The sequence below is a fragment of the Streptomyces sp. NPDC048361 genome, from assembly GCF_040651795.1.
In the GTDB taxonomy this organism is placed as follows: Bacteria; Actinomycetota; Actinomycetes; order Streptomycetales; family Streptomycetaceae; genus Streptomyces.
In genome coordinates this window covers 1-21,114 of the sequence record NZ_JBEZKW010000027.1, presented here as the reverse complement: position 1 = coordinate 21,114, position 21,114 = coordinate 1, and the positions used below count along the sequence as shown (strand labels likewise).

The window sequence follows — 21,114 nt, the reverse complement described above, 5'->3', positions numbered from 1 at the left end:
TATGATGGTCCCATGGCCGATGAAGAGACCACCACGCTGAGCCCCGCGCCCCCCGGCCCCGCCGACCTCCCGGAAGCCCCCGCCGCCGCGGGCCGGGTGCCGTCGTGGACGCGGTGGGCCGTACCGCTCGCGCTGGTGCTCGCGGCCGTCAACCTGCGCCCCGCCATCACCAGCCTCGGCTCCCTGATGAAGGAGGTCACCGGCGGCCTCGGCATGAGCGACGGCATCGCGGGCGTCCTCACCTCGGTGCCGGCATTCTGCTTCGCCGTCTTCGGCATCATGGCGCCGCGCCTGGCCCGCCGCTTCGGCCCCGGCGCCGTGGTCCTCGCCGGTATGGCCGCCATCACCGCCGGCCTGTTCCTGCGGCCCTTCGCGGGCGGCACCGTCGGCTTCCTCGCGGCGAGCGCGCTGGCCCTGATGGGCATAGCCGTCAGCAACGTCCTGATGCCGGTGATCGTCAAGCGGTACTTCCCCGACCGCGTCGGCTCCATGACCGGCCTCTACTCGATGGCGCTCGCCGCGGGCACCTCGCTCGCCGCGGTCACCACCGTGCCCCTCACCGACGCGCTCGGCGGCAGCTGGCGCCAGGGCCTCGGCATCTGGGCGCTGCTCGCCGTCGTCGCCGTGGCGGCCTGGATCCCGCTCGCCCGCGACCGCTCGGGAAGCGTGGGGCCGGCCCCCAGCACCCGCGAAGAGCCGGCGCCCGCCCTGCGCATCACCCGGAGCGGCACCGCCTGGGCCCTGGCCTGCTTCTTCGGCCTCCAGGCCACCGGCGCCTACATCACCATGGGCTGGATGCCGACGATCTTCCGCGACGCGGGCGTCTCGGCCGGCACGGCGGGGCTGCTGCTCTCCATCACCATGGTCATGGGCGTGCCGCTCGGCTTCGTCATTCCCTGGCTCGTCAACCGGCTGCGCAGCCAGGGCCCGATCGTGGTCGCACTCGGCGCCTGCGGTCTCGCCGGCTACGCGGGGCTCTACCTCGCACCGGCCGCCGGAGCCTGGGCCTGGGCGCTGCTCCTCGGCGTTTCCAACTGCGCCTTCCCGCTCGCCCTCACCATGATCAGCAAGCGGTCGCGGAGCCACGCCGGCGTGGTGCGCCTGTCCGCGTTCGCCCAGTGCGTCGGCTACCTGCTCTCCATCCCGGGCCCCCTCCTGGTCGGCGTCCTGCACGACCGCACCGGCGGCTGGGACCTGCCGATCGCGCTGATGGCGGGCCTCATGGTGCCGCAGATCGTCGTCGGAATGATGGCCGGACGCGACCGTACGATCGAGGACGAGGCGGGGGCCCGGCGCTAGCGGGCCGGATGGCGATGCCGGGGCCTGATGCCGGCGGGCCGGGCGGCGTGGCCGGGGCCTGATGCCGGCGGGCCGGGCGGCGTGGCCGGGGCCTGATGCCGGCGGGCCGGGCCGTGCGGCGTGGCTGGGGCCCGGCGATAGCGGGCCAAACCGGGATGCGACACTGTCGGCATGCCAGTGCTCGAACCCAATCCGCAGAACAGCCACAAGAAGCTCCTGCTCGTGCTCGGCGCGATGCTCGCCGTCACGGTCGTCGTCGCCATCATCGCGACGATCGCCTCACCCTGACCCGCACCCCGGCCCGGCCCGGCACGGTGGGGCTAGCCCCACCATCCCCTAGGGGGTCAGGGTCAGGGTGAAGTGGGTGGGTCACCGGATGGGGTGGCGCTGCCCGGCTCCGTAGATTCTGAAGTGCGCCGAACGACCTGTTCGTACGCGGCACTCGAACCCGGAATCCACGGAGGCGGTCATGTCGGCCCACACCCACCCCAGGGCCCCCCAACCGACCGCAGGTGGCGTCGACTTCAAGCTGCCGTGGTGGGGCGTGGTGCTGCCCGCGATCGCGTTCTTCGTGCTCCTCGCGCTCGTCGTCGGATCCGGCGACGCCCACGCGGCCTCCGGCGACGGGACCCTCAACCACCTCGTCGACCGCATCCAGCACACCCTCGCGCGCTAGGCCGACGCGGCCCCACCGAGCGTCGCGTCAGCACCCTCGCCGAGCCCTCCAACACCCTGCGCCCGATGGCGTGATCCATGCGAAGCTGGAGAGCATGAGCGTCGACACACCGCACAGGATCGTCCTACTCCGGCACGCCAAGGCCGACTGGCCCGAGGTGTCCGACCACGACCGGCCGCTCGCCGAGCGGGGCCGGGCGGACGCCCCGGCCGCCGGCCGTCGCCTCGCGGAAACCGGCATCACCTTCGACCTCGCCCTCTGCTCCAGCGCGGTCAGGACCCGCGAGACCTGGAAGCTCGCCGTGTCGGAACTCCAGCACCGCCCGCGGACGGTGTACGAGGACCGGATGTACGAGGCCTCCCTCGGCGAACTGATCGCCCTGGTCAACGAGACCCCGGACGACGTCGCCGACCTGGTGCTCATCGGGCACAACCCCGGCATGCACGCGCTCGCCGACGCGCTCGCCGGCCAGGCCGAGGGCGATGTGCTGTCGCGGATGAACCGCAGCGGCTTTCCGACCTCCGCCATCGCCGTGCTGACGTTCGACGGCACCTGGAAGTCCGTCGAACACGGCGTGGCCAAGCTCGTCGAGTTCTGGGCGCCGCACGTCTGAGCCGCGCGCTTGAGCCGCGAGCCCGCGAGCCTGAGCCGCGCGCTTGAGCCACACGTCTGAGCCGCGCTTGAGCCGCGCGGCGCACACCCCTACGCATGCGGAAGGCCCCGGCGCCCACGATCCGCCGGGGCCTTCCGCATACGTGCGGGTACGGGGTGGGGTCAGTCCAGGACGCCGTCGGCGGCCTCGACCTCTTCCCGGGTGATGCCGAGCAGATAGAGCACGGTGTCGAGGAAGGGCACGTTCACCGCGGTGTGCGCGGCCTCCCGCACCACCGGCTTGGCGTTGAAGGCGACGCCGAGGCCCGCCGCGTTCAGCATGTCGAGGTCGTTGGCACCGTCGCCGATCGCCACGGTCTGGGACAGCGGCACCCCCGCCTCCGCCGCGAACTCCCGCAGCAGCCGCGCCTTGCCGGCCCGGTCCACGACCTCGCCGGTGACCCGGCCGGTGAACGTGCCGTCCTCGATCTCCAGGGTGTTGGCGGAGGCGAAGTCGAGCCCGAGCTCGTCCTTGAGCCCGTCGGTGACCTGGGTGAACCCGCCGGACACCACACCGACTTGATAGCCGAGCGCCTTGAGCGTACGGACCAGGGTGCGGGCGCCCGGCGTCAGCCGAACCTCCGCCCGCACCTTGTCCACCACCGAGACGTCAAGGCCGCGCAGCAGCGCCACCCGGGCGTGCAGCGACTGCTCGAAGTCCAGCTCGCCGCGCATCGCGGCGGCCGTTACCTCGGCGACCTCGGCCTCGCAGCCGGCGTGGGCCGCGAAAAGTTCGATGACCTCGTCCTGGATCAGCGTGGAGTCCACGTCCATCACGACGAGCCGCTGGGCCCGCCGGTGCAGACCCGCCGAGACGACGGCCACGTCCACTCCGAGGGCCTTGGCCTCGGTGGCGAGCGCGGTGCGCAGCGTCCCGGTGGCCACACCCGAGACGGCGAACTCCACGGCCGTGACCGGGTACTTGGCGAGCCGGAAGATACGGTCGATGTTGCCGCCGGTGCCGGCGATACGAGCCGCTATGGCCGCCGTCGACTCGGCGGTCAGCGGGTGACCGAGCACCGTGACGTGCGAACGGCCGCTGCCACGCGGCCTGTTGTCGCCGATGCCGGAGATGATCTCGGCTTCGAGCTTCAGCGACTCGGCCCAGCTGTGCACGGTCGCGCGCAGCTCGCCCGGGGTGGCCACGGTCGGCTCGGTGACGAGCGCGCACAGCACGAGGCGGCCGCGGGAGACGACCTGTTCGATGTCGACGACGTCGACGGCGTAGGCGGCGAGGGTGTCGAAGAGCCCGGCCGTGATGCCCGGGCGGTCCTTGCCGAAGATCTTGACGAGGAGGGTCGGTACGTCAGAGCTCTGACCGGCGTCGGAGTTCTGGCCGGCGGGGGGCAGGGGCGATGGCGTCATGGTGCCTCCACCGTATCCGGCCCCGGCGCCCGCCCCGCACGCCGTCCCGCCCTGCGGACAGCGCCCCCTCCAATGGCCCCCACCGGCGCGGGGCAGCTCAGCGCGGCCTATGCGACACCCGGGCGGAGGCGGCACCCCGGGCAAAGGCGAGACCCCGGGCGGAGGCGGCGGCCTCTCACGCGGCGGCCTGTGCGAACGGGGCGTGCCCGGGGCGTGCCCGGGGGGGCGGCTCGGGGGCCCGGGCAGCGTGGGGGAGTCGTGCGGGCCTGGCGGGGGCTTGAGGTAGGGGTTGGTGTCCGGGTCGGGCAGCGGGTGCGGCAGAGCGGGGCGATAGGGGCCTGGTTCGCTGGGGACGCCCGTGTCGTTCCGGCTCGGTGCGGGCCCGCCCGTGCCGTACCGGCTCGACTCGGGTCCGCCCTGCTCGCCCCGGCGGGTGCGCCCCATCCGGCGCCGAGCGTGCAGGCGAGCCCCGCGTCGCCGCGCAGGTCGATGCCCGCGCCGAATCGACGGCCGTGGCCGCCATCGCGACCAGGGCCCAGCTCACCGCGGTGACCGATGCGAGAGCGACGTCACCCCACCGGATCGCACCATGGCCGCGATTGCCGTCCACGCTCATCCGGACCCCCCGATACGAGCCGACTCAGCCCCTTTTGTGCGATGCGACCCTTTTGGTCCGCGTGAACATCATTTATGGGCGGACATCATGATCCATACGCACTCATGGGTTCTTCCTGTTCTCGATGCGTGTTTGCCCCACGTCAACGGGGCGGTCCCAGAGCCCTGTTGCAGGACCGCGACGGGACTGTGCCCGGTCTGTGCACCTAATTCACAAGGCCCGGGTTTCGGATACGAGCCCGGGCCTGAAATAGTTCCCCACGATGTTCACCATCCCTAGACTCCCGGTGTCGGGAGTAACGGGCCTCCGGCGCGGAGGTCTTTCGGGGGACGACAAGTGGGGCTGGAGTGCCGGAACTCGTACTGGAATTGAATGGCAGCACCTGGACGCTCGATCCGTCCAGGTCGTACACCCTGGGACGTGATCCGCAGGGTGACCTCGTCGTGGACGACGCCAGAGTCTCGTGGCGGCACGCCACGATCAGCTGGAACGGCCACAGTTGGGTCATCGAGGACCACGGATCCACCAACGGCACCTACGCGCGGGGCCAGCGCGTCCATCAGATGGACATCGCTCCCGGCTCCACGGTCCACCTCGGCAACGCGACCGACGGCCCGCGGCTGAATCTGTCCGGTGCCGCCGCGGCGGCCTACGCACAGCCCGCCCCCGCCCAGCACGGGCAGGCGGCCCCCGCCCACCCGGGACCCCAGCAGGCCCCGCCCCAGCAGGGCGGATGGCCCCAGCAGGCGCAGCAGCCTCAGCAGGCGCAGGTGCCGCAGCAGTCCTGGCAGCAGCAGCAGCAACAGCAACAGCAGCAGTCGCAGCAACAGCAGCCCCAGCAGCCGCAGTTCCCGCAGCAGGGCGGCGGCCCCGCGGGCACCCCGCCCGTCTACGGCGACCGCAGCCCGACCACGTTCCACCAAGTCGCCCTCGGCCGCGTCATGCGCATCGGCCGTGCGCTCGAGAACGAGCTGGTCGTCTCCGACCTCCAGGTCTCGCGCCACCACGCCGAGTTCCACGCGACGCCCGACGGCCGGATGGAGATCCGCGACCTCGGCTCGCACAACGGCACCTACGTCAACGGCCAGCCGATCGCCAAGGGCGGCAGCGTCCTGCTCGGCCCGCACGACATCGTCGGCGTCGGCCACTCGACCTTCCGCATCGTCGGCGACCGGCTCGAAGAGTTCGTCGACACCGGTGACGTCTCCTTCTCCGCCCGTGGCCTGACCGTCACGGTCGACGGCGGCAAGGACATCCTCAAGGACGTCTCCTTCGGCGTCCCCGAGAAGTCCCTCATCGCGGTCATCGGCCCCTCGGGCTCCGGAAAGTCGACCCTGCTCAAGGCGCTCACCGGCTACCGGCCCGCGAACAAGGGCGACGTCCTCTACGACAACCGCAACCTCTACAAGCAGTTCGCCGAGCTGCGCCAGCGCATCGGTCTGGTCCCGCAGGACGACATCCTGCACAAGGAGCTGACCGTCAAGAAGGCGCTGAAGTACGCGGCCAAGCTGCGCTTCCCCGCCGACACCACCGAGAACGAGCGCCAGCAGCGCATCGACGAGGTGCTGCGCGAGCTCAAGCTGGACATCCACAAGGAGAAGAAGGTCACCTCCCTCTCCGGTGGCCAGCGCAAGCGCGTCTCGGTTGCCCTGGAGCTCCTGACCAAGCCGTCGCTGATCTTCCTCGACGAGCCCACGTCGGGCCTCGACCCGGGCATGGACCGCGACGTCATGCAGCTGCTCCGCGGCCTCGCCGACGACGGCCGCACCGTCCTGGTCGTCACCCACTCCGTGGCCGAGCTCGCCATCTGCGACAAGCTCCTGGTGATGGCGCCGGGCGGCTCGGTCGCCTACTTCGGCCCGCCCGAGGAGGCGCTGAACTTCTTCGGCTACAGCACGTGGGCCGATGTCTTCTCCGCCTTCGAGAGCTACCGCGACTACGACTGGGCGGGCCGCTGGAAGGGCTCGCAGCACTACCAGATGTACGCCGCCGACATCGACGCCGTCGCCCCGCAGTCGGTGCAGATGCCGCCCGCGCAGGCGATGAAGCCGCCGAAGCCCCAGGGCTGGCTCTCCCAGCTGTGGACCCTGATGCGCCGCTACACCTCGGTCATCGCCTCGGACAAGGGCTTCCTCGCCCTGTCGGTGGCCCTGCCCGCGGTGATCGGCTCGGTCAGCGTCGTGATCCCGGCGAAGTTCGGGCTCGCGCCGCCGACGCCGCCGTCCCGGTTCAACGGCGACGCCGGCACGATCATGCTGATCCTGGCGGTCGGCATGTGCTTCTCGGGCGCCGCCAACTCCGTACGAGAACTGATCAAGGAACGGGTCATCTACGAACGGGAGCGGGCCACCGGCCTGTCCCGCTCGGCGTATCTGATGTCCAAGATCCTCGTGCTCGGAGTCATCACGGCCTTCCAGGGTGTGATCCTCTGCGTGATCGGATTCTCGACCCGCAAGCTGCCCGCCGAGGGCCTGGTGATGCCGCCCGCGGTCGAGATGTGCCTGGTCGTGATCGCGCTCGGTTTCACCTCGATGATGTTCGGCCTGATCATCTCCGCGCTGGTGAAGACCTCCGAGAAGACCATGCCGCTCCTGGTCATGTTCGCCATCGTGCAGGTCGTGTTCACCGGGATCCTGTTCAAGGTCTACGACTCGCCCGGCCTGGAGCAGTTCGCCTGGCTGATGCCGTCGCGCTGGGCCATCGCGGGCGCCGGCACCACGCTCGACCTCTCGCGTCTGATGGCGCCGATGGACCAGAGCGACCCGACCAACCTCGACCCGCTGTGGAAGCACGACGCGGCCCAGTGGTTCACCGACATCACGGTGCTGCTCGTCATCGGCATCGCCCTCGGCTTCCTGGTCGCACGCCTGCTGCGCCGCCACGAGCCCGAGGTCATGCGCAAGTAACCGCTGACCGCGCACGTCGCAGGAGGCGCGCACGCCGCACGAGGCGCACGCGGAAGGGCGGCACCCCGCACGGGGTGCCGCCCTTCGGCGTCGCGTATGCCGTCCTACGTCGCTCAGTAGGCGCTCAGTAGGTGCTCAGTAGGCGCTGTTCACGTTGTCCATCGAGCCGTACTTGTCGGCCGCGTAGTTGGCGGCGGCCGTGATGTTGGCGACCGGGTCGTAGATGTTCCACGACGTGCCGGCCACGTGGTAGGCGGTGAAGGTCGGCTGGATGACCTGGAGCAGGCCCTTGGACGGGATGCCGTTGATGGCGTTGATGTCCCAGCCGTTGATGGCGTTCGGGTTGCCGGTCGACTCGCGCATGATGTTGCGGTGCAGACCGTCGTAGGTACCCGGGATGCCCTTGCTCTTCATGATGTCGAGGGACTGGCGGATCCAGCCGTCCAGGTTGTTGGCGTAGACCGGCTTGCGGGCGGCGGAGCGGCTGGCCGCGGCGGCCTCGTCACGCTTCTTCGCCTCGGCCGCGGCCTTCGCCTTGGCGTCCGCGGCGGCCTTGGCCTTCGCGGCGTCCTTGGCCTGCTTGTCGGCGGTCACCTGCTGCTTGGAGATGCTCTGCGAGACCGTCTTGGTGCTGACGGTCGCCGCGAAGGCGACGGGCTCGGCGGCCGCGGCGCTGTCCGACTGGCCCGTGCCCGGGAAGACCGAGAGAGCGAGAGCGGCGGCGCCGAGGGCGGCCACGCCGGCAATCGAAATCTTGTGCTTCTTGTCGAGACGACTATGACCGGGGTTGGTGGACTCGGGCATGGCGGTTGGACCTCTTCCGAATGGCGGGGACGGGCACCGGAGCGCCGCAGCGGTTTGAGCCGCAGCGCTGTGCGACGGGAGCCATTGTTAGCGGCCGCAAAATCTCGTGGCAAAGGTGCTACATACGAAGCCGGATAGTGGATCACCCCGCCGGGAAAGGCGCCTCGTACCCACTCCATAGCGGCTCACACCGCCTTTATTTGTCCACTAGCCGACTTCGTAAGTGATGTGCGTCCTATGCGCGGGCTCACATCGAGGGCGTAACAGTTTCACCGCACGTTGCTGGAGCAATGCATACGGTGAGGGTTCTCCTCCGGGAGGATGAGGTGGACGTCGCCGAACTCGTGCCACAGGTAGAGCCGGCTCAGCGCCTGGTCGTAGGCGACGGCGAGCGCCGCCCCCCCGGCGATCGCCTCCAGCATCAGCAGGTGCGAGGCCTCCGGCTCGTGCAGCCCGGTCAGCAGCCCGTCCACGACCCGCACCCCGCGCTCCGGCGTCACCACCACATCGGTCCAGCCGACCGCCCCTCGCACCAGCCCGTCCGCCCCGGCCGCCGACTCCAGGGCCCGCACCGCCGTGGTCCCCACCGCCACGACCCGGCCGCCCCCCGCCCTGGCCGCGTTCACCACCCGGGCCGTCGCCTGCGGCACCTCGAAGCGCTCCGGGTACGGCGGCTCGTGCGCCTCCGCCGACGCCACCCCCGTATGCAGCGTGACCGGCGCGAACCACACCCCGCGCCGCACCAGCTCGGCGACGAGCCCGGCCGTGAACGGCCGCGCCGCGCTCGGCATCTCCGCCGAGCCGAGCCCGCCGGGCGCCGGCAGCGCGAACACCGTCTGGTACGCGGACAGCGGCTGGTCCCGCTCGGTGTAGCCGTACCGGATGGGCCGCCCGTACCGGCCCATCAGCCCCGGCACGTCGGCCGCCGACACCCGCGCCCACCACAGCCGGTCCGGGCTCAGCGCCGTTTCGAGCACGAGCCGCTCCGCGCCGGGCAGCGCCACCACCGTCCCCGCCCGGTCGCCGCGGCGGCGCTCGCTGCTTCCCCCGGCGGCCGGCGTACGCAGCTCCACCGCCCAGCGCCCGTCGGGGCCGAGCGTGGAGAAGTGCACCACCACGGGTTGCCCCGCCACCGTGGCGTCGACGGCGGCGGGCAGCGTCTGCGAGGTGTTGACGACCAGGACGTCGCCGGCGCGCAACTGCCCCGCGAGGTCGTGGAAGGCGTGGTGCGTGACGGCCGTGCCGCGCGACACCATCAGGCGCACGTCGTCCCGGCCCGTACCGCGCACCTCGGCGGGCACCGACGCGAGCAGGCCGTCGGGTACCCGCACCACCATGGGCGCCGTCATCGCGCGCCCTTCCCGGCGCTGTCCCCGGTGCCGTCCCCGTTGCCGTCCGCGGGGGCGGCCGCCGCGAAGGCGTCCTGAGGGACGGCCTGCGCGCGCCCGTCCCAGCGAACGGCCGCGCCCAGCCCCCCGTCGGAAACTTCCGCCCCCTCCGCGAGAGCCCCGGCGGCAGCCTCGGCATCAGCGGTATCAGCGGCATCAGCGGTATCGGGGGCATCAGCGGTGTGCGCCGGATGGGTCGTGCGGGTTGTGCGGGCCGTGCGGGCAGTGTGGGTGGTACGGGCCGTGTGGTCCGGGTGGGCTTCCCTGTGGGCCTGCATCTGAGCCTCCATAAGAGAGGGGGCGCCGTAGCGGCCGCTCGCCGGCCGTTCGTCGAGCAGCCGCAGGAAGCCCGGCGCCACCGCGGACGGTTCCGGCCGCGCGGAGTCGTCCCCCGGCACCGCCGCCGCGTAGAGATCCGTCCGCATGTCGCCCGGGTCCACCGCCCACACCCGAAGCCCCGGCTCCTCCACGGCGAGCACCGCCGCCAGCTGGTCCAGCGCCGCCTTCGAGGCCCCGTACCCGCCCCACGTCCCGTACGCCTCGGCCGCCGCGTCCGAGCTGACCGCGATCACCGCGCCCGCCGCCGAATCCCGCAGCAGGGGCAGCCCCTCCTGTACGAGCCCGAGCGCCGCCACCACATTGGTCTCAAGCGCCGCCCGCAGCCCCGCGAGCTCCAGCTCGTCAAGGCGTACCAGCGGCTCGGCGCCGAGCGCGGAGGCGTTGTGCACCAGCAGATCGAGTCCGCCCAGCTCCCGTGCGGCCGCGACCAGCTCCGCGCGGTGCCCGGCGTCCGTGACGTCCCCGGCGAGCGCCACGACATCCGTGCCGTACGCGCCGAGCTCGCGCGCCGCCTCCTTCAGTACGGAACCCGTCCTCGCGTCCAGGACCAGATCCCAGCCCCGCCCGGCCAGGGCCACGGCGAGCGCGCGGCCGAGCCCCTTCGAAGCCCCCGTGATGATCGCAACCGGCATGATGACCGACCCCTTCGTCCTTCGAGCTGTCCATGAACCGAATCGACGGGTGTCCGTCGATGGCTTCACGGTGGCTCCGCACCCACCGGCGCCGCGTCGGACGCGGGGCCCACCCGACAAGGCACTTCGGCCTAGGCCCTGCGACCCAGATGTGGCCGTCCAGCGGCCGAGGCGCACTGGCACACCCCGCCGGTACGGTGACCACATGAGCCGTCCCCGACCCGCGCACCCCGCCGGACCAGGGCAGAGCCCGTCGCCGAGCGCCGGGCTCGCCGCCGTGAGCACCGCCCTGCTCGCCATGAGCCGGCACCTGGAGGTGGGGGACGTCCTCAAGACGATCACCGCGTCCGCCCGCGAGCTCCTGGACGCGGAGTACGCGGCGCTCGGCGTCCCCGACGACCACGGCGGCTTCGCGCAGTTCGTCGTCGACGGCGTGAGCGACGAGCAGTGGCGGGCGATCGGGCCGCTGCCGCGCCAGCACGGCATCCTCGCGGCGATGCTCCACGAGGAGAAGGCCGAGCGCCTCGCCGACGTCCGCAAGGACCCCCGCTTCGAGGGCTGGCCCTCCGCCCACCCCGACATGTCCGACTTCCTCGGCATGCCGATCCGCGACGGCGAGGAGACGCTCGGCGCCCTCTTCCTCGCCAACAAGCGCTGCCCCGAAGTCTCCCTCTCCCGCAGGGGCGACCGCTGCGGCTTCACCGCCCACGACGAGGAGCTGCTCCGCCTGCTCGCCCAGCACGCTGCGATCGCCCTCACCAACGCCCGCCTGTACGAGCGCAGCCGCGAACTGACCATCGCCGAGGAACGCTCGCGCCTGGCCCACGAGCTGCACGACGCGGTCAGCCAGAAGCTCTTCTCGCTCCGCCTCACCGCCCAGGCCGCCGCCGCCCTCGTCGACCGCGACCCGGCCCGCGCCAAGGGCGAGCTCCAGCAAGTCGCGGCCCTCGCCGCCGAGGCGGCCGACGAACTGCGCGCCGCCGTCGTGGAGTTGAGGCCCGCCGCCCTGGAGGAGGACGGCCTCGTGCACACCTTGCGCACCCACATCCAGGTCCTCGACCGGGCCCACGCGGCCCGCGTCACCTTCGACAACCTGGGCGTGCGCGCCCTGCCGCCGGCCCAGGAGGAAGCCCTGCTGAGGGTCGCCCAGGAGGCCCTGCACAACGCGCTGCGGCACTCGGGCGCGGGCCGGGTCGACGTCGTACTGGAACGCAACGGCCAGGGCGCCGTGCTGCGGATCACCGACGACGGCCGGGGCTTCGAGCCCAGCCTGGTCCGCCGTGCGGGCCGCCACCTCGGGCTCGTGTCGATGCGGCACCGGGCGAGCGGAGTCGGCGGCAGACTCACCGTGCACTCGGCACCCGGTGAGGGCGCCACGATCAAGATGGAGGTCCCCGGTGGCTGACAAGGTGATCAGGGTCCTGCTCGTGGACGACCACCAGGTGGTCCGCCGCGGACTGCGTACGTTCCTGGAAGTGCAGGACGACATAGAAGTGGTGGGCGAGGCCTCCGACGGCGCCGAGGGAGTGGCCCGCGCCGAGCAACTGAAGCCGGACGTCGTCCTGATGGACGTGAAGATGCCGGGCATGGACGGAATCGAGGCCCTGCGCAAGCTCCGCGAGCTCGCCAACCCGGCCAGGGTCCTCATCGTCACCAGCTTCACCGAGCAGCGTACGGTCGTCCCCGCTCTGCGCGCCGGCGCCTCCGGCTATGTGTACAAGGACGTCGACCCGGACGCGCTGGCCGGCGCGATCCGCTCGGTGCACGCCGGGCACGTGCTCCTCCAGCCGGAGGTCGCGGGCGCGCTGCTCAGCCAGGACGTAGGACACGGCGGAACGGGCCGCGGCACGACGCTGACCGAGCGGGAGAAGGAGGTCCTTGCGCTGATCGCCGACGGCCGCTCCAACCGGGAGATCGCCCGCCATCTGGTGCTGTCCGAGAAGACCGTCAAGACGCACGTCTCGAACATCCTGATGAAACTGGACCTGGCCGACCGCACCCAGGCCGCGCTGTGGGCGGTACGACACGGGGTGGCGGGGTGAGCCGCGGGGTGGTGGGCTGAGCCGCGGGGTGGTGGGCTGACCCGCGTCGCACGGGAAGCGGAGCGTCAGGGTCCGGTGCGAGATTCATACCGTCGTGTAAATGTCACCCACATAGCGCAACCCCGGCGGGCGCCGCGCGTTCTTCATGGCATGCCGCGGCGACTGGTCGCGGCGACGACCTGGAGGATCCACACCATGAAGCTCAACAAGGCTCTCGCCGTCACCGTGCTCGCCGGCGGCGCCCTCGCCGCAGCGACCGGCGCCGCCTCCGCCCACGGCGGGGCCCAGGCCGACGGCAAGGCCGAGCGCTCCCCGGGCGTCGTCTCCGGCAACCTGGTCCAGGTGCCGGTGCACGTGCCGGTGAACGCCACGGGCAACACGGTCAATGTGATCGGCGCCCTGAACCCGGTCTTCGGCAACCAGAGCTCCAACTTCTGACCGTCCTGGCGCACCGCGGCCCCCGGACCTTGCCCGGGGGCCGCCGCACGTCCCGGCCGGCCGGGCCCCAGCCGGTCTTCGTCCGCGAGCGGCCCTGACGCCGGGCGGCACGCGCAGCCCCAGCCCGTCCGGCATTTGAGGACGAGCGCCTTTCGGGCGCCACACGGGGTCTGGGGCGGAGCCCCAGGGGCCTGGGCTGCTCTCCAGCTAGCCCCGGTCGCGCTGGCGCTCCTCCACATACGCGTTGTACGCCGCCACCCGCGCCCGCCGAGCCACCCGCTCCACCGGCCGCAACGCCTCCGCCCGAGCCGAGATCTCCGAGGCGCTCACCGCACCCCCATGCCCGTTCTCGTACGCGAGTGACACCAGCAGGCCGACCCGCCGGGCCAGCTCCAACACCCGGACCGCGCGCGGCGGATAGCCCGGCGCGAGCACCTCCTCGTCGGGGCCCTCGGCCCGCGCGCGGTACGCGTCGATCGCCACCGCCGCGGCCGGACCCGACCCCGCGACATCGAGCCGGGTCAGCACGACCGTCGCCTCCCGCAGCGCCTCCGCGAGTTCACGCTCCGCCTCGCCCAGCGAGGGCACGTCCGCGGGCGGCGCCTCCCGTACCACAAGGCAGTGCCAGACGACCTCCGTGTGCACATCCCCGGCGGGCCCGGCCTCGTACAGCTCGGGGACGAGCCCGTACGGCGCACCGAACCCGACGACGGCCTCCTCGGCCGCAAGCGCCCGCGCGTTGAACTCCGCGGGACCGCTCAGCCCCAGCGGATGCCCCGCCGCGGGCAACGCGACCCGCCAGCCGCCCACCCCGAGACCCCGCAGCCGCCCGAGCGCCAACGTGAGCCCCACGGGGGCGGACTCGCCGGGCAGCCCCTCGACGCGGTGCACCGCGTCGTCCCCGACGATCGCGAGCGCCGCGTCATCGGGTGAGACATTTCCGGCCAACAGGGCGTTTCCCCATGCGGCCAGCCGACCTGAACGTGGTTCCGAGAACATCCCACCAGCCTAGAGAAACCGGCCGACCGGGACCTAGGGTCTTTCGTTTGGATCATGCCGGGCTCGCGGGGCCCCGTGCCGCGCCTCGCGGCATTGTCGTCGACGCCATGGCTCCGCCATGTGGCCCTCCTCGCGTTGTCGGCGGTTGCCATGGCTCCGCCATGTCGCCCTCCTCCGCCTCACCATGCACGGCACCGGGCCCCGCTCCCTGCTCCGGCCCGTCCGAACGAAAGACCCTAGAGGCGGGATCACTTCCCCAGTGGCGTAGGTTTTCCCTGGGGACCGCCTCCACAGGCGCCCCCCGCACCGCACTCGCGAACTCACGACGATGGCATGGGGAGACAACGCGCTCATGAGCGATGTACTGGAGCTGGTGGACGTATCCGTGGTCCGCGACGGACGCGCTCTGGTGGACGACGTCTCCTGGTCGGTCAAGGAAGGCGAGCGCTGGGTCATCCTCGGCCCCAACGGCGCCGGCAAGACCACCCTCCTCAACATCGCCTCCAGCTATCTCTTCCCGAGCACCGGCACCGCCAAGATCCTCGGCGAGCAGCTCGGCAAGGTGGACGTCTTCGAGATGCGCCCGCGCATCGGCATGGCCGGCGTCGCCATGGCCGACAAGCTCCCCAAGCGCCAGACCGTGCTCCAGACGGTGCTCACCGCCGCGTACGGCATGACCGCCACCTGGCAGGAGCAGTACGACGCCGTCGACGAGGACCGCGCCCGCGCCTTCCTCGACCGCCTCGGCATGACGGACTTCCTCGACCGCAGGTTCGGCACGCTCTCCGAGGGCGAGCGCAAGCGCACCCTGATCGCCCGCGCGATGATGACCGACCCCGAGCTCCTCCTCCTCGACGAGCCCGCCGCCGGTCTCGACCTCGGCGGCCGCGAGGACCTGGTCCGGCGCCTGGGCCGGCTCGCCCGCGACCCGTACGCCCCCTCGATGATCATGGTCACGCACCACGTCGAGGAGATCGCCCCCGGCTTCACCCACGTCCTCATGATCCGCCAGGGCAAGGTGCTCGCCGCCGGCCCCATGGAGACCGAGCTCACCTCCCGCAACCTCTCCCTCTGCTTCGGCCTCCCGCTCCTCGTGGAGCACCGCGGCGACCGCTACACGGCGACGGGCCTCCCGCTCGGCTGAGCCCCGCGGCCCCCGGGGGCGGGCCGGTCCCTGCATCCGCTCGGGCTGAGCCTCCCGCCCCGTCCGGGCCGGTCCTTGCGCACTGTCGGTGGGGGGAGCCCCGCACCTACCATGACCTGGTGGACATCGAGGCGTGGGTTTGGTGGCTGGTAGCCGCGGCGGGACTCGGCATTCCCCTCGTCCTGACCGTCATGCCCGAGTTCGGCATGATGGCACTCGGCGCGGTCGCCGCCGCCATCGGTGCGGGTCTGGGCCTCGGCCCCGTCGGACAGGTGCTGCTCTTCGTCGCCGTCTCGGTCGCGCTCATCGCCGTCGTACGCCCCATCGCGGCCCGCCACCGTGCACAGCGCCCCCAACTCGCCACCGGCACCGAGGCGTTGAAAGGCCGTCAGGCAGTCGTCCTGGAACGTGTCGACGCCGAGGGCGGCAGAATCAAGCTCGCGGGCGAGGTCTGGTCGGCCCGCGCGCTCGACGCCGAGCGCGTCTTCGAGCCCGGCCACCAGGTCGACGTCGTCGAGATCGACGGAGCCACTGCCATCGTCATGTGAACCATGCCAGGATCATCAAGTCCGGTAATCGCCAACGCTTACAGGGCCATCCGAGAGCAAGAAAGGCACGGGGGTACGCGATGCAACCGATCATCATCGTCCTGATCATCCTGGTGGTGCTGGTCTTCATCGCCCTGATCAAGACCATCCAGGTGATCCCGCAGGCCAGCGCCGCGATCGTGGAGCGCTTCGGCCGCTACACGCGGACGCTCAACGCCGGACTGAACATCGTCGTCCCGTTCATCGACTCGATCCGCAACCGGATCGACCTCCGCGAACAGGTCGTACCCTTCCCGCCCCAGCCGGTGATCACCCAGGACAACCTGGTCGTCAACATCGACACCGTCATCTACTACCAGGTGACCGACGCCCGGGCCGCAACCTACGAGGTCGCCAGCTACATCCAGGCGATCGAACAGCTCACCGTCACCACGCTCCGCAACATCATCGGCGGCATGGACCTGGAGCGGACGCTGACCTCCCGCGAGGAGATCAACGCGGCCCTGCGCGGCGTCCTCGACGAGGCCACCGGCAAGTGGGGCATCCGCGTCAACCGCGTCGAGCTGAAGGCGATCGAGCCGCCGACCTCCATCCAGGACTCGATGGAGAAGCAGATGCGCGCCGACCGTGACAAGCGCGCCGCGATCCTCCAGGCCGAAGGTGTGCGGCAGTCGGAGATCCTGCGCGCCGAGGGCGAGAAGCAGTCCGCGATCCTGCGCGCCGAAGGTGAGGCCAAGGCCGCGGCCCTGCGGGCCGAAGGTGAGGCGCAGGCCATTCGTACGGTCTTCGAGTCGATCCACGCGGGCGACCCCGACCAGAAGCTGCTTTCCTACCAGTACCTTCAGATGCTCCCGAAGATCGCCGAGGGCGACGCCAACAAGCTCTGGATCGTGCCCAGCGAGATCGGCGACGCCCTCAAGGGCCTCTCCGGCGCCTTCGGCAACCTCGGCGGCGGCATGCCCGGCTTCAACACGGGTAACGGCGGAAACAGTGGCAACGGCGGCAACGGCGGAAACAACGGCAATGGCGGCAGCGGTTCGGTCGAGCGCCGCGAAGAACCCCGCATGGACTGACAGAGCTGACGGAGCTGACGGAGCTGACAGGACTGGGCCAGGACTGACACCCCGGTACGGAGCTGACCGCGCGGCCTCGTCACCACCCCCCCCACAGACGTGAACAACCCGTGGACCGGGGCAAGTTGACTGCCCCGTACACGAATCATGCATGATCAGTGCGGCCCCTCGACCTCCACGGCGGGGAGGCGACTCACTGAACGTGTAAGGAGATGGCCTTGTCCATCTGGGAAGCACTCGCGGTCTTCGCAGCCGGCATCGGCGCGGGCACCATCAACACCATCGTCGGCTCCGGCACGCTCCTCACCTTCCCCGTGCTCCTCGCGACCGGCCTGCCACCGATCACCGCCAACGTCTCCAACGCGCTCGGCCTGGTCCCCGGCTCCATCAGCGGCGCCATCGGCTACCGCCACGAACTGCGCGGCCAGACCCGCCGCGTGCTCCGCCTCGGCGCCGCCGCCCTCCTCGGAGGCCTCTTCGGCGCGATCTTGCTGCTCGCGCTGCCATCCTCGTCGTTCGACGCGATCGTCCCGGTCCTGGTCGGCCTGGCCCTCGTCCTCGTCCTGTTCCAGCCGCGGCTGGCCGCCGCCATCACCCGCCGCCGTGAGGCCCGCGGCACCGAGGCCCGCCCCGAGGGCGGCGTCGCGCTCCTCGCCGGCCTCTTCCTCGCCAGCATGTACGGCGGCTACTTCGGCGCCGCCCAGGGCGTCCTCTACCTCTCCCTGATGGGCCTGCTCCTGCCCGACACCCTGCAACGCGTCAACGCCGTCAAAAACATCCTCGGCGCCCTGGTCAACGGGGTGGCGGCCGTCTTCTTCCTCTTCGTCGCCGAGTTCAACTGGACCGCCGTCCTGCTCATCGCCGTCGGCTCGACCATAGGCGGCCAGATCGGCGCCAAGGTGGGCCGTCGCCTCAAGCCGGCGGTCCTGCGCGGGGTGATCATCGCTGTCGGTGTCGTCGCCATCCTCCAACTGACCCTGAAATAAGGGTCATACGCGACCCGGGAGAGACCGCGCGTACCCCGCGCCACGGCTCATGCCGCCGGTACGGCACCCGAAGCCAGCCACTCGGGCAGCTCGGAACGGTCACCGGCGGCCATCGCCAGCAGCATCGCGTCGGCGGGCGACGGCACGAACGGCTGGCGCAGCAGCGGCATCCCCGCCTCCTCCGGCGTACGGTCCGCCTTGCGGTGGTTGTCCTCGGCGCAGGACGCCACCGTGTTCAGCCAGCCGTCCCGGCCGCCCTGCGCCCGCGGCACCACGTGGTCCACCGTCGTCGCGCGCCGCCCGCAGTACGCGCACCGGTGCTGGTCCCTGATCAGGACCCCCCGCCGCGACCACGGAGCGTGTCTTCGGAAGGGCACCCGTACGTATCTGCACAGCCGGATCACCCGCGGCACCGGTATGTCGACCGCGGCCGCACGCACCCGCAGACCGGGGTGGGACTGCTCGACGACCGCCTTGTCCTGGAGGACCAGCACCACGGCACGGTTGAGCGTCACCGTCGACAGCGGCTCGAAGCTCGCGTTCAGTACCAGCGTGTCCCTCATCGTGCCCACCTCCGTAGTGCCGGCCCACTCCCTGGCGGGCTTGGATCAACTCTGGCCGGGCTCGCCACGATGGACAACGCAATATCCGAGCCCGCCCGGACGCGCGCTGGACGACGCACCGGACCGACAACAGAAAAATGCCCTGCCCTGATCTCTCCAAGACCAGGGCAGGGCAAACGGAAAACGAACGATCAGCTCTCCGCGGGAGCGGTGTACTCACCGATGAGCTGAGCGCGCCCGAGCGTGTGGAACCGCAGATTGAAACCGACCGCCGCGGGCGGGGTCTCGGCATCGGGGCCCAGCTTCTCGGTGTCGACCGCGTACACCGTGAAGACGTACCGGTGCGTCTCCCCGGCGGGCGGTGCCGCGCCGCCGAAGTCCTTCGTCCCGTAGTCGTTGCGCACCTGCACCGCGCCGGCCGGCAGACCCTCGAACTTCCCGCTGCCCGCGCCCGCCGGCAGCTCGGTAACGGACGCCGGAATGTCGAACACCGACCAGTGCCAGAACCCGCTGCCCGTGGGCGCGTCGGGATCGAAGCACGTCACAGCGAAGCTCTTCGTCCCCGCCGGGAACCCCTCCCACCGCAGCTGCGGCGAGGTGTTCCCACCGTCGTAGACCTGGGCGTCCTTGAGCACGGCACCCGGCTCGACGTCATCGCTCACCACCGTGAACGACGGCACCTCGGGGTGGAAGTCATGGGGAAGCGGCGGCCTCTTGAGCTCGCTCACGTCGGCACCTCCTGAATCTCCTGAATCGGCGGCAACTGGTGGAACCCGAGCCTAGGGGGTTCGCCCCTAGAACCAGTTGCGCCGCCCGCCGACCTCCGCCAGCCACTGATTGAGGTACGCCGGCCAGTCCGTGCCCTGGAAGTCATGCAGGCCGACCTCGAAGGAGCGGTAGCAGTCGCTGCCCTCGCTGAACAGGCCCGGCTTCTTGTCCATCTCCAGGATCACGTCCATCGCGCGGTCGTCCGCGACGAAGGTCAGCTCGACCTGGTTGAGACCCCGGTACTGCGCCGGCGCGTGGAACTCGATCTCCTGGTAGAACGGCAGCCGCTGCCGCGTCCCGCGGATGTGACCCTTCTCCATGTCCGCGCTCTTGAAGCGGAAACCGAGCTGGATGAACGCGTCGAGGATCGCCTGCTGGGCGGGGAGCGGATGCACCTGGATCGGGTCCAGGTCGCCGGCGTCGAGCGCGCGGGCGATCTCCAGCTCCGTCGTCACACCGATGTGCATCCCGCGCAGCTGCTGCCCGTCGATCGCCGTGACCGGCGTCTCCCACGGAATCTCAAGCCCGAACGGCACCACGTGCACCGCGCCGGCCTTCACCTCGAAGGCCCCGCCGAGCCGCGCCTTGGTGAACTCGATGTCCTGCTTGTGCTCGTGCTCACCGCCCTCGACCTCCACCCGGGCCTGCAGCCCGACCGAGAGCCCCTCGACGCGCTGGTCGACCGAGCCGCCCTCGATCCGCACCTCGCCCTGCACGACCCCGCCCGGCACCACATTGGTCTCGGTGAGCTCGGTCTCCACCGACGCCCCGCCGGCCCCCAAGCTCGCCAGCAGCCGCTTGAACCCCATGCCAGTCCTTCCCCATGAATCAGCTCGATCTCGACCCCTACGAACGCGTGACGACGACCTCCGGTTCCCTCCGGACGTCAAGTACGCTCGTACGGCATGATCGCGGCCACCGAACGTACGCCACTGCCCCGGGATTTCTTCGACCGCCCTGTCCTGGAGGTCGCCCCCGATCTCCTGGGCCGCACGCTGGTACGCCTCACTCCGCACGGCCCGCTCGAAGTCCGCCTCACGGAGGTCGAGGCGTACGACGGACCCAACGACCCGGGCTCGCACGCCTTCCGCGGCCGCACCGCCCGCAACGACGTGATGTTCGGCCCGCCCGGCCATGCGTACGTCTACTTCACGTACGGGATGTGGCACTGCCTGAACATGGTGTGCGGTCCTGAGGGCGAGGCCAGCGGTGTGCTGCTCAGGGCGGGGGAGATCCGAGTGGGCTCCGAACTGGCCCGCCTGCGTCGGCTCTCGGCCCGCCACGACCGAGAACTGGCCAAGGGCCCGGCCCGGCTGGCCACTGCCCTCGACGTCGGCCGCTCCTTGAACGGAGTGGACGTCTGCGCCGGCACCGACTCCCCTCTCTCCATCCTTACGGGCACCCCTCCCACGCCCGACCTGGTACGCAGCGGTCCGCGCACCGGGGTGGGCGGAGACGGAGCACCGCATCCATGGCGTTTCTGGATCTCGGACGACCCCACGGTGAGCCCGTACCGGGCCCATCAGCCGCGCAAGCGCCGAACTTGACTCGGCCTCAAGGGGCGCCTAACGTAGCCCGAGCCGCTTGACACGGGCCCTGCTGTTCAGCATCCCCGAGCGACCATCCACTACCTTCGATCGAACCCCAACGGGTGTCGAATTTTGGCGTGCCGAAATTCGAACGCGAATGACTCGATTATGAAGAGCAGGGGAAACCCGCTAAAGTAGTGGACACGCCGAGAGGGAAAACGCGAAAGCGAAGAACTAAAGGCGAACCCCAATTCGACGGGGAATCGGACACGAAAGAGTCTGATAGAGTCGGAAACACGAAATACCGAAGGGAAGCGCCCGGAGGAAAGCCCGAGAGGGTGAGTACAA

The 21,114-nt window shown here is 71.0% G+C and carries 20 protein-coding genes and 1 pseudogene; 13 read left to right on the top strand and 8 right to left on the bottom strand.

What is annotated here, in order from left to right:
- Positions 1 to 12: 12 nt before the first annotated feature.
- The 4 genes from AB0D31_RS17415 to AB0D31_RS17400 all read left to right on the top strand — a co-directional run bounded on the left by AB0D31_RS17415 (position 13) and on the right by AB0D31_RS17400 (position 2,588).
- On the top strand, positions 13 to 1,299 hold the full coding sequence (locus tag AB0D31_RS17415) for an MFS transporter (RefSeq protein ID WP_362723338.1): 1,287 nt from the start codon (positions 13 to 15) through the stop codon (positions 1,297 to 1,299).
- 171 nt (positions 1,300 to 1,470) lie between these two features.
- Positions 1,471 to 1,587: an SGM_5486 family transporter-associated protein gene (locus AB0D31_RS17410; RefSeq protein WP_262985314.1), complete on the top strand. Its 117-nt coding sequence runs from the start codon at positions 1,471 to 1,473 to the stop codon at positions 1,585 to 1,587.
- Between the two features lie 181 nt (positions 1,588 to 1,768).
- The gene (locus AB0D31_RS17405) at positions 1,769 to 1,975 is read left to right on the top strand and encodes a hypothetical protein (RefSeq protein WP_362723335.1); all 207 of its coding nucleotides are present in this window, start codon (positions 1,769 to 1,771) and stop codon (positions 1,973 to 1,975) included.
- A gap of 94 nt (positions 1,976 to 2,069) precedes the next feature.
- Positions 2,070 to 2,588: a histidine phosphatase family protein gene (locus tag AB0D31_RS17400; RefSeq protein ID WP_362723332.1), complete on the top strand. Its 519-nt coding sequence runs from the start codon at positions 2,070 to 2,072 to the stop codon at positions 2,586 to 2,588.
- Between the two features lie 161 nt (positions 2,589 to 2,749).
- On the opposite strand, the gene serB is transcribed toward AB0D31_RS17400, so the two are convergent.
- Positions 2,750 to 3,991 carry a phosphoserine phosphatase SerB gene (gene serB / locus AB0D31_RS17395; RefSeq protein WP_362723329.1) on the bottom strand — a complete coding sequence of 414 codons (1,242 nt, stop codon included), beginning with the start codon at positions 3,989 to 3,991 and terminating at the stop codon, positions 2,750 to 2,752.
- A gap of 963 nt (positions 3,992 to 4,954) precedes the next feature.
- On the opposite strand from serB, the gene AB0D31_RS17390 reads away from it, so the two are divergent.
- Positions 4,955 to 7,513, top strand: a complete 2,559-nt coding sequence (locus AB0D31_RS17390; protein WP_362723326.1) for an FHA domain-containing protein — start codon at positions 4,955 to 4,957, stop codon at positions 7,511 to 7,513.
- A gap of 135 nt (positions 7,514 to 7,648) precedes the next feature.
- On the opposite strand, the gene AB0D31_RS17385 is transcribed toward AB0D31_RS17390, so the two are convergent.
- The 3 genes and pseudogenes from AB0D31_RS17385 to AB0D31_RS17375 all read right to left on the bottom strand — a co-directional run.
- The gene (locus AB0D31_RS17385) at positions 7,649 to 8,317 is read right to left on the bottom strand and encodes a transglycosylase SLT domain-containing protein (protein WP_362723323.1); all 669 of its coding nucleotides are present in this window, start codon (positions 8,315 to 8,317) and stop codon (positions 7,649 to 7,651) included.
- Between the two features lie 269 nt (positions 8,318 to 8,586).
- On the bottom strand, positions 8,587 to 9,666 hold the full coding sequence (locus AB0D31_RS17380; protein ID WP_362723320.1) for an S-adenosylmethionine:tRNA ribosyltransferase-isomerase: 1,080 nt from the start codon (positions 9,664 to 9,666) through the stop codon (positions 8,587 to 8,589).
- Positions 9,667 to 9,983: 317 nt separating this feature from the next.
- A pseudogene (locus AB0D31_RS17375) lies at positions 9,984 to 10,676 on the bottom strand (SDR family oxidoreductase); the annotation flags it as partial.
- 205 nt (positions 10,677 to 10,881) lie between these two features.
- Here AB0D31_RS17375 and AB0D31_RS17370 point away from each other — a divergent pair.
- The 3 genes from AB0D31_RS17370 (at position 10,882) to AB0D31_RS17360 (ending at position 13,156) form a co-directional block, all read left to right on the top strand.
- The gene (locus AB0D31_RS17370; RefSeq protein ID WP_362723317.1) at positions 10,882 to 12,081 is read left to right on the top strand and encodes a GAF domain-containing sensor histidine kinase; all 1,200 of its coding nucleotides are present in this window, start codon (positions 10,882 to 10,884) and stop codon (positions 12,079 to 12,081) included.
- The gene (locus AB0D31_RS17365) at positions 12,074 to 12,718 is read left to right on the top strand and encodes a response regulator transcription factor (protein ID WP_362723314.1); all 645 of its coding nucleotides are present in this window, start codon (positions 12,074 to 12,076) and stop codon (positions 12,716 to 12,718) included. The genes AB0D31_RS17370 and AB0D31_RS17365 overlap by 8 nt, the downstream gene beginning before the upstream one ends.
- Before the next feature lie 195 nt (positions 12,719 to 12,913).
- The gene (locus AB0D31_RS17360) at positions 12,914 to 13,156 is read left to right on the top strand and encodes a chaplin (protein ID WP_362723311.1); all 243 of its coding nucleotides are present in this window, start codon (positions 12,914 to 12,916) and stop codon (positions 13,154 to 13,156) included.
- A gap of 207 nt (positions 13,157 to 13,363) precedes the next feature.
- Here AB0D31_RS17360 and AB0D31_RS17355 read toward each other — a convergent pair whose 3' ends face one another.
- Positions 13,364 to 14,155 carry a hypothetical protein gene (locus AB0D31_RS17355; protein WP_362723308.1) on the bottom strand — a complete coding sequence of 264 codons (792 nt, stop codon included), beginning with the start codon at positions 14,153 to 14,155 and terminating at the stop codon, positions 13,364 to 13,366.
- 352 nt (positions 14,156 to 14,507) lie between these two features.
- Between AB0D31_RS17355 and AB0D31_RS17350 the strand changes: the two genes are divergently transcribed.
- The 4 genes from AB0D31_RS17350 (at position 14,508) to AB0D31_RS17335 (ending at position 17,906) form a co-directional block, all read left to right on the top strand.
- Positions 14,508 to 15,299, top strand: a complete 792-nt coding sequence (locus AB0D31_RS17350; RefSeq protein WP_362723305.1) for an ABC transporter ATP-binding protein — start codon at positions 14,508 to 14,510, stop codon at positions 15,297 to 15,299.
- A gap of 116 nt (positions 15,300 to 15,415) precedes the next feature.
- Positions 15,416 to 15,847, top strand: a complete 432-nt coding sequence (locus tag AB0D31_RS17345) for an NfeD family protein (protein WP_362723511.1) — start codon at positions 15,416 to 15,418, stop codon at positions 15,845 to 15,847.
- Between the two features lie 80 nt (positions 15,848 to 15,927).
- Positions 15,928 to 16,920, top strand: coding sequence for an SPFH domain-containing protein (locus AB0D31_RS17340; RefSeq protein WP_362723302.1), 993 nt, complete (start codon positions 15,928 to 15,930; stop codon positions 16,918 to 16,920).
- Positions 16,921 to 17,132: 212 nt separating this feature from the next.
- Entirely contained in the window at positions 17,133 to 17,906 is a 774-nt protein-coding gene (locus tag AB0D31_RS17335; RefSeq protein WP_362723299.1) for a sulfite exporter TauE/SafE family protein, read from the top strand.
- 47 nt (positions 17,907 to 17,953) lie between these two features.
- On the opposite strand, the gene AB0D31_RS17330 is transcribed toward AB0D31_RS17335, so the two are convergent.
- The 3 genes from AB0D31_RS17330 to AB0D31_RS17320 all read right to left on the bottom strand — a co-directional run bounded on the left by AB0D31_RS17330 (position 17,954) and on the right by AB0D31_RS17320 (position 20,046).
- A complete protein-coding gene (locus AB0D31_RS17330) occupies positions 17,954 to 18,469 on the bottom strand; it encodes an HNH endonuclease (protein WP_362723296.1) in 516 nt (171 codons plus the stop codon).
- 191 nt (positions 18,470 to 18,660) lie between these two features.
- Complete coding sequence (locus AB0D31_RS17325) at positions 18,661 to 19,197, bottom strand: YbhB/YbcL family Raf kinase inhibitor-like protein (protein WP_362723293.1); 537 nt, start codon at positions 19,195 to 19,197, stop codon at positions 18,661 to 18,663.
- A gap of 66 nt (positions 19,198 to 19,263) precedes the next feature.
- The gene (locus tag AB0D31_RS17320) at positions 19,264 to 20,046 is read right to left on the bottom strand and encodes a sporulation protein (protein ID WP_362723290.1); all 783 of its coding nucleotides are present in this window, start codon (positions 20,044 to 20,046) and stop codon (positions 19,264 to 19,266) included.
- Positions 20,047 to 20,142: 96 nt separating this feature from the next.
- On the opposite strand from AB0D31_RS17320, the gene AB0D31_RS17315 reads away from it, so the two are divergent.
- Entirely contained in the window at positions 20,143 to 20,784 is a 642-nt protein-coding gene (locus AB0D31_RS17315; protein WP_362723287.1) for a DNA-3-methyladenine glycosylase, read from the top strand.
- The last annotated feature ends 330 nt before the right edge of the window (positions 20,785 to 21,114 follow it).

Bases quoted from the DNA above. Each gene is read 5' to 3' on its own strand.
- AB0D31_RS17415 (WP_362723338.1), top strand. From the start codon at position 13: ATGGCCGATGAAGAGACCACCACGCTGAGCCCCGCGCCCCCCGGCCCC.
- AB0D31_RS17410 (WP_262985314.1), top strand. From the start codon at position 1,471: ATGCCAGTGCTCGAACCCAATCCGCAGAACAGCCACAAGAAGCTCCTG.
- AB0D31_RS17405 (WP_362723335.1), top strand. From the start codon at position 1,769: ATGTCGGCCCACACCCACCCCAGGGCCCCCCAACCGACCGCAGGTGGC.
- AB0D31_RS17400 (WP_362723332.1), top strand. From the start codon at position 2,070: ATGAGCGTCGACACACCGCACAGGATCGTCCTACTCCGGCACGCCAAG.
- serB (WP_362723329.1), bottom strand. From the start codon at position 3,991: ATGACGCCATCGCCCCTGCCCCCCGCCGGCCAGAACTCCGACGCCGGT.
- AB0D31_RS17385 (WP_362723323.1), bottom strand. From the start codon at position 8,317: ATGCCCGAGTCCACCAACCCCGGTCATAGTCGTCTCGACAAGAAGCAC.
- AB0D31_RS17380 (WP_362723320.1), bottom strand. From the start codon at position 9,666: ATGACGGCGCCCATGGTGGTGCGGGTACCCGACGGCCTGCTCGCGTCG.
- AB0D31_RS17370 (WP_362723317.1), top strand. From the start codon at position 10,882: ATGAGCCGTCCCCGACCCGCGCACCCCGCCGGACCAGGGCAGAGCCCG.
- AB0D31_RS17360 (WP_362723311.1), top strand. From the start codon at position 12,914: ATGAAGCTCAACAAGGCTCTCGCCGTCACCGTGCTCGCCGGCGGCGCC.
- AB0D31_RS17355 (WP_362723308.1), bottom strand. From the start codon at position 14,155: ATGTTCTCGGAACCACGTTCAGGTCGGCTGGCCGCATGGGGAAACGCC.
- AB0D31_RS17350 (WP_362723305.1), top strand. From the start codon at position 14,508: ATGAGCGATGTACTGGAGCTGGTGGACGTATCCGTGGTCCGCGACGGA.
- AB0D31_RS17340 (WP_362723302.1), top strand. From the start codon at position 15,928: ATGCAACCGATCATCATCGTCCTGATCATCCTGGTGGTGCTGGTCTTC.
- AB0D31_RS17335 (WP_362723299.1), top strand. From the start codon at position 17,133: ATGGCCTTGTCCATCTGGGAAGCACTCGCGGTCTTCGCAGCCGGCATC.
- AB0D31_RS17330 (WP_362723296.1), bottom strand. From the start codon at position 18,469: ATGAGGGACACGCTGGTACTGAACGCGAGCTTCGAGCCGCTGTCGACG.
- AB0D31_RS17320 (WP_362723290.1), bottom strand. From the start codon at position 20,046: ATGGGGTTCAAGCGGCTGCTGGCGAGCTTGGGGGCCGGCGGGGCGTCG.
- AB0D31_RS17315 (WP_362723287.1), top strand. From the start codon at position 20,143: ATGATCGCGGCCACCGAACGTACGCCACTGCCCCGGGATTTCTTCGAC.